The 10,084-nt window shown below is 41.8% G+C and carries 10 protein-coding genes and 1 pseudogene; 5 read left to right on the top strand and 6 right to left on the bottom strand.

The window, feature by feature from the left end; translation table 11 throughout:
* The first annotated feature begins 93 nt into the window (after positions 1-93).
* Positions 94-732 (top strand): ParA family partition ATPase, encoded by a 639-nt coding sequence (gene parA, locus AAEY79_RS13900; RefSeq protein WP_025652655.1) that lies wholly within the window; start codon positions 94-96, stop codon positions 730-732.
* A gap of 3 nt (positions 733-735) precedes the next feature.
* Positions 736-945 (top strand): plasmid partition protein ParG, encoded by a 210-nt coding sequence (locus AAEY79_RS13905; protein WP_025652656.1) that lies wholly within the window; start codon positions 736-738, stop codon positions 943-945.
* Positions 946-1,144: 199 nt separating this feature from the next.
* On the opposite strand, the pseudogene AAEY79_RS13910 reads toward AAEY79_RS13905, so the two are convergent.
* The 5 genes and pseudogenes from AAEY79_RS13910 to AAEY79_RS13930 all read right to left on the bottom strand — a co-directional run.
* Positions 1,145-1,267, bottom strand: a pseudogene (locus AAEY79_RS13910) (cation transporter); the annotation flags it as partial.
* A gap of 86 nt (positions 1,268-1,353) precedes the next feature.
* A complete protein-coding gene (locus AAEY79_RS13915; RefSeq protein ID WP_102093422.1) occupies positions 1,354-4,494 on the bottom strand; it encodes an efflux RND transporter permease subunit in 3,141 nt (1,046 codons plus the stop codon).
* A complete protein-coding gene (locus AAEY79_RS13920; RefSeq protein WP_352288793.1) occupies positions 4,484-5,713 on the bottom strand; it encodes an efflux RND transporter periplasmic adaptor subunit in 1,230 nt (409 codons plus the stop codon). Before AAEY79_RS13920 ends, AAEY79_RS13915 begins: the two co-directional genes overlap by 11 nt.
* Position 5,714: 1 nt before the next feature.
* Positions 5,715-7,040 carry a TolC family protein gene (locus AAEY79_RS13925; RefSeq protein ID WP_102093419.1) on the bottom strand — a complete coding sequence of 442 codons (1,326 nt, stop codon included), beginning with the start codon at positions 7,038-7,040 and terminating at the stop codon, positions 5,715-5,717.
* A 48-nt stretch (positions 7,041-7,088) separates the two neighbouring features.
* Positions 7,089-7,502, bottom strand: coding sequence for a cation efflux protein, CzcI-like (locus tag AAEY79_RS13930; protein WP_227502390.1), 414 nt, complete (start codon positions 7,500-7,502; stop codon positions 7,089-7,091).
* A gap of 166 nt (positions 7,503-7,668) precedes the next feature.
* Between AAEY79_RS13930 and AAEY79_RS13935 the strand changes: the two genes are divergently transcribed.
* Positions 7,669-7,800, top strand: coding sequence for a hypothetical protein (locus AAEY79_RS13935; RefSeq protein ID WP_264673014.1), 132 nt, complete (start codon positions 7,669-7,671; stop codon positions 7,798-7,800).
* A 112-nt stretch (positions 7,801-7,912) separates the two neighbouring features.
* Positions 7,913-8,242, top strand: a complete 330-nt coding sequence (locus AAEY79_RS13940; RefSeq protein WP_084212324.1) for a four-helix bundle copper-binding protein — start codon at positions 7,913-7,915, stop codon at positions 8,240-8,242.
* A 349-nt stretch (positions 8,243-8,591) separates the two neighbouring features.
* Here the strand turns inward: AAEY79_RS13940 and AAEY79_RS13945 are convergent, their stop codons facing one another.
* Positions 8,592-9,056, bottom strand: coding sequence for an NUDIX hydrolase (locus AAEY79_RS13945; RefSeq protein ID WP_007115209.1), 465 nt, complete (start codon positions 9,054-9,056; stop codon positions 8,592-8,594).
* 231 nt (positions 9,057-9,287) lie between these two features.
* On the opposite strand from AAEY79_RS13945, the gene AAEY79_RS13950 reads away from it, so the two are divergent.
* Complete coding sequence (locus tag AAEY79_RS13950) at positions 9,288-9,875, top strand: recombinase family protein (RefSeq protein ID WP_352288798.1); 588 nt, start codon at positions 9,288-9,290, stop codon at positions 9,873-9,875.
* Positions 9,876-10,084 lie beyond the last annotated feature (209 nt).

Genomic DNA, 10,084 nt, shown 5'->3' on the forward strand with positions numbered 1-10,084 from the left:
ATACTTATATACTTATATACTTATATACTTATATACTTATATACTTATATACTTATATACTTATATACTTATATACTACAGGGATCTGTATTTATGAAGGTAATCGCGGTATTAAATCAAAAGGGTGGCAGCGGTAAGACTACCATCGCAACGCATTTGGCTCGTGGCTTACAGCTAAAAGGCCATAGTGTTTTGTTGGTGGATAGTGACCAGCAGGGCAGTGCGCGTGACTGGAGAGCAGTTGATGAAGACAATCCGGTACCGGTGATTGGGCTCGATAGACCAACACTTGATAAAGATTTAAAAAACGTCTCTGATAAAGATTATGTGGTGATCGATGGATCGCCGCAAGCTACTAGTCTGGCTATTTCTGCTATAAAAGCGGCTGATTTTATATTGATTCCGGTGCAGCCGAGCCCCTATGATATCTGGGCGACCAGCGATTTGGTTGATTTAGTGCAGCAGCGTATTGAGATGATGGATGGCCAACTAAAGGCAGCCTTTGTTGTCTCACGCGCCATTCAAAATACCAATATTGGTAAAGAGGTTGCAACCGCGCTGCTTGATTATAATATTCCGGTATTAGAGACCAGAGTGATGCAGCGAGTTGCTTATCCTAATAGTGCTGCCCTTGGTAAGACAGTATTTGATACCGAATCGCCTAGTAGCAATGCGATACAAGAGATAACCGCATTGGTCAGTGAGATTCAAATATTTTTTGGTGAGGAGTAAGTCATGAGTTTATCAGCAGGTCGTCCTAGTAAGAACGTTAAGGATCAATTGGCTTTATCGGATGTGACGGACAGTCCCAAAAAGACGGTACGCGTGAATTTTAATTTAGATGAAGATAAACACATTGCGCTCAAGCGGTACGCGCTTGAAAGCCGAAAAACGGTGACTGAGTTGTTGACTGAAATGATTGAGGAAAAGTTGGTTGAGCGATAGGTATAAAAAAGGGACTTTCCTAAACTTTGTGTAACTTCTTATACCCTATTAGCAAATAGAAGTTACACAAAATCCAGGATGGGCTCGTGGTCGATGCCAATCCGTAACTGGACGTCTGCTCTGAATCGTTTTATGATTATGTTTGATGACCGTATCAGCAAGCATTTAATCTAAACGGCAGTTACACAGAATTCGGGATGGTCTCAAAAGCAGCGACAACTTCTACTATTAAAAAAGTAGTCGTTAAACCTAAGGCAACCATTAACTTCTTACTATTTTCTTCAGTAACAACCGCATGGCTATGATCATGATGTTCTGACATAAAATATTTTCCTTATTCTATTTATGATGAGCAGAGATATTGGATAACAGCCAATATCTCTGCTGTAAATCGACTAATCTATTGGATTAAGAAACTTTTTTTTCATTTATCCAACGATAAAGCACGGGTAACAGCACCAAAGTTAGTAATGTTGAAGAGATAATCCCGCCAATCACTACGGTTGCCAGTGGCCGTTGAACCTCAGCCCCTGTTCCGGTTGCCAGCGCCATTGGTACAAAACCCAGTGAAGCCACACAAGCTGTCATCAACACTGGTCTTAAGCGCAAAATAGCCCCTTGCCACACGGCTTTATGCACTGGATATTTGTCCCTTAATTCCTTAATAAAGGTCAGCATTACCAGTCCATTGAGGACTGCAACACCAGATAAGGCAATAAAGCCAATTCCAGCTGACATCGATAATGGAATATCCCTTAGCCAAAGGAACAGCACACCACCGGTCAAGGCAAAGGGTATCCCGGTAAAGACCAATAGACTTTCTTTGACATTGTGAAAGACCGCCATCAGTAAAATAAAGATAGTGATTAAAGCCAGTGGAATCACGATTTGCATCCGTGCTTTGGCTGAAGCCAAATTTTCAAACTGACCGCCATATTCTATCCAATAACCACTTGGCAAAGTGTATGCTTTGAGCTGTGTCTGTACATCAGAAACAAAAGACCCTAAATCACGCCCTTCAACATTCGTTGTAACCACAACTCGGCGTTTACCATTTTCTCGACTGACTTGGTTGATTCCTTCAATGGTCGAGACTTGCGCGACATCCGACAATAAAATACTGCCACCATTTGGAAGCTGAATAGGTAACTGGGAAACAGATGCGACACTACGGTCTTGCTCTCCAAGACGGATAACAAAATCAAAACGACGATCGCCTTCTAAAATCTCTCCCACGCTTTGTCCACCAATACTGGTTGCCACAAGGTCTTGAATTGAACGCACACTCAAACCATATTGTGCAGCCAAAGTTTTATTTACCTCGACATTCAGTAATGGCAAACCTGAGGTCTGCTCAACTTTCACGGCACTGCTACCCGATATTTGCTGAATGATTTTGGAGATTTTAGTCGCCTCAGTATTGAGGACATTCATATCATCACCGAAGATTTTCACACCAACATCACTACGCACACCTGAGATCAATTCATTAAATCGGAGTTCAATCGGTTGTGAAAATTCACTATTATTGCCTGGAATCGTGGCTAAATACGTCACCATACGGCCACGTAATTCATCTAAACTTTCTTTAGGATTTGGCCATTCTGAACGAGGCTTTAACATGATATAGCCATCTGAAATATTGGGTGGCATGACATCTGTTGCAACCTCGGCTGTACCCGTTCTGGCAAATACTGCCTTAATTTCAGGGAAACTCTTTAAAAGAAGTTTTTCAGTATTCTCCTGAATACGTAAAGACTCTTCTAAGCCTGTACTTGGTGAACGTAACTGTTGTATCGCAAAGTCTCCTTCACTGAGCTGTGGTGCAAATTCACTGCCGAGTTTGGTACTGATAAATCCCGTAATCACTAATAAACACAGTGCAAAAGTCAGCACAACTGCTTTGTATTGATACGAAATATCAAGAGTTTGCTGATATTTAGCTTTTAGCCATAACATCCAACGACTTTCTTTTTCTTGAATATCGCCTTTGACCCACAATGCCACAGCAGCAGGCACAAAGGTGATCGATAAAATAATGGCTGCAACAAGGGCGAGTACCACTGCCAATGCCATCGGATGGAACATTTTTGCTTCCACACCACTTAAAGCAAAAATCGGCAAATACACCACCAAAATAATAAGCTGACCAAAAATAAGAGGACGACGTGCTTGGCGGGCAGCCAGAAAAACTTCCTTAAAGCGTTCACTTTGTGTGAGAGGTCGTTTTAACAGTTGCTGTGTATGGGCTAAACGCCGGATACAGTTTTCGACAATCACCACAGCACCATCGACAATGATGCCGAAATCGAGTGCACCTAAACTCATCAGATTGGCACTGATATTTTGCTGTGCCATCCCGGTTAAGGTAAACAGCATAGAGAGTGGAATGACACAGGCAGTAATCAAGGCAGCACGGATATTCCCTAAAAACAGGAACAGAATGATGATGACCAGGATTGCTCCCTCTACCAAGTTTTTCTGAACGGTTTTAATCGCCTTCTCAACCAAGATAGTACGGTCGTACACCGTTTCAATCACTACCCCTTTAGGCAAACTATTCTGAATATCTTGAAGCTTGGCATCCACAGCTTTAGAAACAGTCTGGCTATTTCCACCCATCGCCATCATGACAATCCCTAAAACGGTTTCTTTGCCGTTATAGGTTGCCCCACCGGTTCTTAAATCATGCCCAATAGAGACTTGCGCAATATCACCAACCCGAATTGGGCTGCCATTTGGGCTACCCAGCATGGTGTTCTCAATATCAGAAAGCCCATTGAATGTACCCGGTACACGTACCGTCAGTTGCTGACCATTGTCTTCAATATAACCTGCACCTCGGTTCTCATTATTTTGCGCTAAAGCCTGTTGCAGTTGTTCTAATGAGATATTCAGTTGCTGCATCCGGTTTAAATCGGGAGAGACCACATAGGTTTTTTCAAAACCACCAATACTGTTGACCTCTGCAACTCCCTTAACACGTTGCAGTTGAGGACGCACAATCCAGTCCTGAATCTCACGCAAATCCATCGGCGTGTATGCAGTTCCATCCGGCTTTTTCGCATTCGGATCTGCCTTCAGTACCCATTGATAAATCTCACCGAGACCCGTAGAAACGGGGGACATCGTCGGTGCGATTTGTGCAGGCAACTCAGATTGCGCCTCCTGTGTCCGTTGGTTAATCTGCTGACGGGCCCAATAAATATCAGTCCCATCTTTAAAGATAATGGTGACTTGAGAGAGTCCATAACGGGATATGGAACGGGTAAGCTCCAGATCCGGAATGCCAGCCATGGCATTTTCAATGGGATAGGTAATCAGCTGTTCGACTTCAAGCGCAGTAAAACCCTTGGCTTGAGTATTAATCTGGACTTGGGTATTGGTAATATCGGGTACAGCATCAATCGGGAGTTTCTGATAGCTATACACCCCGACCGCAATCCAGGTACAGGCAAAGAGCAACACCCAAATCGCATTTTGTATGGAAAACTGAATGATTCGTTCGAATAAACCTTCTGGTTTTGGTAGATCAGAATTAATGTCCATGGCCTGCCTCGTCTTTTTCTAATTCAGATTTCAACAAGAAACTGCCTTGAGCGATATACTTCTGCCCTTCAGTCAGCCCAGAAATCACTTCAAGCCATTGTCCATCACTTGAAGCCTGCCCCAATTGCACTTTCTGTGCTTTTAAGTGGACTTGACCTTTTTGTTCTGAATCTACGATGAAAATACTGTCTTCACCTTCAATACTTTGCAGCGCAGACTTTTGAATCCGAAGGGCTGATTTTGCTGTAGCTTCCGGAATCAACACTCTCACTAACACATTAGAACGCAACTCAGTAGCTTGCGCATCGAGTTTTGCGCGCACCACCAGACGCCCTGTTTGTACATCTGCCTGAGAGGTTAAGCTTTGTACAGTAGCTTTATAGCTTTGATCTGAATCATTCACTTTAAAGTCAATTTTTTGCCCGGCTTGCAGTTGACCTGAGAATTGATTCGGCAAATTAAACTCAAGCCATAAATCTTTCAGCTGTTCAATGACAAAGAGCTGATTAGCCAGTTGCACATTTTCACCGACCACAATATCTTTTTGACTGATCACCCCAGAGATCGGTGCTTTAATCAGAAAACGCCCATTGTTATTGCCACTTGCACCTAATGCATTTAAACGTGCTTGTGAGGACTGGACAGTAATCTGCGCTTGACGGTAGGCATTTTCGGCACGCTGGTAATCCTGTTTGGCAGAAACCCCCTGTGACCAGAGTTGCTGTTCGCGCTGGTAATCTTTACGGGCCAAATCCAGATTCACCTGTGCCATACGCAGATTTGCCTGTTGGTCGATCAGTTCAGGCACGGTTAGTACAGCCAGCGTTTGTCCTTTTTGCACGCTCTGTCCTAAAGCCACATTGATCTGCTCGACATAACCACTAAATTTAGGCGATATATGCGCTTGTTGATCGGTATTCACCACCAATTTACCTGGCAGGGTTGTCAGCTTTTCAACCAATCCTGTGGATGCAACAGCAACTTTTAAACCTTGTTCAACCATTTGTTGGCTGGTCAGTTGTATTTCGCCTTCTTCAGCATGTCCTTCTTCAGAACTATCTTCATCAGAATATTCGGCATTTCCCTCATCATAACCAGGCCCCTCAGATTCAGTTTTTTTTGAACTTAACCAAATAGCCAGACTGACCAAGACCGTAATCAGAATCAAAACTACAATCATGAGAGACTTGGATATTTTTCCGTTTTGCTTGGCGTTCATTTTATCGTGCTCCCCCATTGATTAAATTTTGCGATGCTTCGACTGCCTTTTTATTCAGTTGTGTATAGGCATCCGAACGGCTAATTTCTTCATAACTTGTGCCAATACTGAGTGCCTCAGCTGCTAGGGCAGTTTGCCAAGCTTGACGTAGAGTTTGTAATTGACCCAATCGAAGATTCTGCAGTTGGGTGGTTGCTTGCTGAACGTCGGTAATGGACAGTTTCCCTGCCTGAAACCCTAGTAAAGTACGGCTCTGAACTTTGGTCGCCAAAGTAACTTGTGCTGTTGTGGCATCGAACTGGCTACGTAAACCTTTGAGCTGATGCCTGCTGTTGGCAATATCGAGTATTTGTTGCTTCAGCTCACGCTGCTGCTGTTGGTTCAGCAATATTTGCTGTTGCTGGACCATCGGGATCGCATATTGCTGGCGATTGAAAATATTCAGTGGAATAGCCACGCCGATTGCTAAAGTCGTATCGTTGCTTCCATTAGGGGTTTTGCTACGTTTCATGCCTACATTTAAAGTCGGATTGGGACGTGCCTGAATTCTTAAATTTTCAATTTGATGATCCGATTGCTGAATGTTCAAGGCATAGAATTTTTCTAGCCACCCTTCAGCAATATACCGTTGCACAGTTTGGAGACTTTGCTCTGGCCAAGGGATAGCGGTTTTATTCAATTGAAGATGTGAAGATGTTTCTCCCCCCCACAAATTAGACAGCTGACGACCGGCAGCTTGTTTATTCAGCATCGCTTGCTCATAAAGTCGTTGGATTTCTAGCGCTTCAATTTGGGCACGCTCAAAATCAACCAGGGCAATACTGCCTGCCTGATAGCGTTTCTGGGCACTGTCCAGATTGACTTTACTTGTTTTTAACTGTACTGAATAAGCAGACTGCTCAACCTCAGCAAGTGCAAATTGCGACCATGCAAATTTAACAATCAGTTGGCTTTGTGCCTTCCATAATTGCTGTTGCAATTGGATTTGTTGATTCGAGGTATTGGCAATCACCCGGTTCAGCTTACGCTGACCAAATAGATCTAGAGGTTGACTAACGCCAACATTGAATTCCTGTTCTTGACCTGAGCCAAAGCCAGACTGTTCTAAACTTATACTTGGATTCTGCCATAACCGACTTTGCTGAATATTCAATTCAGATATTTGCTGAACTTGTTGCCACGGCTTGTCTTGAGTCTGGTAACTTTGTACTTTTGCTAAAGCGGATTCAAAGCTGGTAACGTTTTCAGCATAGCTATATTGCATAGCCGCTGCACATATACAAGCAACCAAGCTATGACGCAAGAGTATAATTGATTGTGAAGACATGATTTTTCCCACTTATTTAAATAATAAAAGTGGTGGGAATGTTTTAGGCTACCCCACCATGAGCGGGGAAAATTCGGGAGGTAGGCTTTGTTGAAACAGGTCAGGAGCCTGATAGCTGTTTTTCCAATGAAATTGTGGATTCACTTTAACTTCAGAGCTTGGATGAAACACATCTACTTTTTCATTTTGTACAATCAAATGCATCATCGATGGTAGATGATCTTGATGATCTTCACCGATTTCTAAATCGCTACTGAATGTTTTTATGTTTTCTGACTGTCCATTATGATCGTGTTGACGACTATCGCTGGCACACAAGGTATTTTGGTGATGACCAAAATGATAACTCTGCTGTGATTGAGGCTGTTGTTCATGGACACAAAAGGCCGCCGCCACATTCCAAAAGCTTTGGAACATGAACAATCCAACCAAGACTGTAATCCATGTAGTAGAACGCATCATCTGAACCGTACCGGGTTTGTCGGAGACTTTTTATTTAAGTTAGGCCACCTGACCTAACGGGTTAATCTTATCATTGTACATTGCTTCAAACTCAAAAGGCAATTTTCCATGAGAGTTTCCCAAACTTTGTGTAACTGCTTATAATCCACTAACAGGAGAATAAGCAATGACTAACCAATCTGACATCAAGAAACTGGCTGAGCAAATGGCCAGCAGCATGAAAAGCTTCGATGACATCAAAGACTTTCAAAAGCAGCTCATGCAGTCCTTCATCGACACTGCATTTACACTCTCCTAAAACCATTTAACAAAATCTATGACTATTTTACTTTCCCTTACATAATCGTCCTAGTGTATATCTTTTTTTTTGATTAGCATTTTCCTAAATCAATTGACTTTAGGTAAGTATGATGAACGATATCCAATTTTCAGATTGCGCAAAGGCATGTATGAGCTGTTACCTTACCTGTGCCAGTTGTGCAAATGCCTGTCTAAAAGAAGAAAATCTGGAGATGATGCGAGAATGTATTCAGCGTTGTCTAGATTGTGCAGATATTTGTCAGCTCTGTGCTCGTATGCAGCAAACAGAATCTCCTTTTATGAAAGAAATTTGTGAGCTTTGTGCCAAGGCTTGTGAATACTGTGCAGATGAATGTAGCCAACATGAGCATCAATACTGCCAGCAATGTGCTGATGCTTGCCGTGAATGTGCCGTCGAATGTCGAAAAATGGTTGCCTGATAAATAAAAGAATTAGTTGAGTTTAGGATTTACTCAATGAATAGCCAACGTGTTAGTTGTTAGTGGGTCAAACCACTAACAACTCGCAAAAAATGGCTGAATTTGTGGACGTTGTTTTTGCGATTCGATCCAAAGAGAGTACTTTGATTGAACGCGCATGAGTAAATCAGCACTAATACCTAAAGCATCGTGCAAACGTAAGGCTACATCGGCTGTTACTGGGAGGGTGTAAATAATTCTGTGTAAATAATTCTGTGTAAATACAGTTTTATTTACACTCTCAACTGTATTTACACAGAATTATTTACACCCTCCCCCTGGGGTATAGAATATCGAACTTTCTTACTTTTTAGAGTAACTCAGCTGCTTGTAATGCTATTTCTTTAACATCTAAGCTAAGGGCTAAATCTGCATTGATCAAATCTTCAATATCGAAAAATCTAGCTTCTAGGGCGTCATCACCTGCTAGAGGATCACCAGAAACCCAAATACAAAGTACGGCTACAAGAACAAAATGGTGACGCAGCTTACCACTACTATCAAAGTCAAACGCGTCTACAGCGTTAAATGTCTTAAAGGCTTTTGATACAATGCTTGTCTCTTCATAAAGTTCACGAACGGCAGCATCTTTAACAGTTTCCCCACGTTCAATTTTACCACCGGGAAAACCCCATCGACCTGCATCGGGTGGGTTAGCACGGCGTACTAAAAGCACCTTTCCATCTTTAAAAAGTACTCCAATAGTAGCTACTATTGGACGTAGGCTCTGTGGTTCGTATTGTATTATAGGTTCATTACTTAGTATATTAGACATAAAAACTCAATTGAGAATAGGACATAGAGGATAGCTTAATATTCAAGTCCTCACTAGGGAACCGAACCAGTGAAAGCGCCTGACAATCTACCATTAGACTATACCTAAAAAATAAAACCTCTAAACGATAATATATCTATCATTAGACTTGTTATTAATATTAAATGATAGTAACATCTTATTATTATCAATAAACATTGATTATTAAGTCTAAATAATATAGGTGGCGTTATGACCATTCGTATTTATGTGAGAGCCAGCACTAAGGATCAAGACGCTAAGAGAGCCTTGTCTGACTTGATTCGCTTTAGCCAAAGCTATGATGATAACCATGTTGAGTACGTTGAGCATTTCAGTGGTACGAAGCTTGATAGACCAGCACTCACTCTGTTACTCAATGACGCTGAGGAAGACGATATTCTGCTGGTTGAAAGCGTGGATAGATTAAGCCGGCTATCTCAAGATGATTTTGCAATTCTAAAGCAGCGCATCAAAGACAAGGGCTTACGATTAGTGGTGGCTGATCTGCCAACGACGCATACAGTCAGTGAGGGTATGACCGGGGATATTCTCAGGGTGATCAACGATATGTTGATCGACTTATTAGCCACAATGGCAAAGCTTGATAACGACAAACGTAGAGAGCGTATTAAGCAGGGATTGGCGAACAGTGGTTATAAGCCCACTGGTAAGAAGCCTAATACAACGAAACACAATCGTATTAAAGAATTAGCCAGTCAAAACAATATGACAAAAGAGGAGATTGCTAAGGCGGTTGGTGTTGGGGTGGCTACCGTTTATCGCGTATTAAAAAAGTAGTTAGTCATCAGTAGCAGCTTAGGTATAGCTTTTTTATTCAACACTAAGTATTGAAATTAAGTATTTAAAATGTTTTAAGTAAAGACATGTAAAAACGATTCAGGTGACAAGAGTTCAAGCTATTTTTGACAATATTTTGAGTATTTTGAGTATTTTGAGTATTTTGAGTATTTTGAGTATTTTGAGTATTTTGAGTATTTTGAGTATTT

The sequence above is a fragment of the Psychrobacter sp. GW64-MNA-CIBAN-0177 genome (assembly GCF_040309585.1).
Taxonomy (GTDB): domain Bacteria; phylum Pseudomonadota; class Gammaproteobacteria; order Pseudomonadales; family Moraxellaceae; genus Psychrobacter; species Psychrobacter okhotskensis.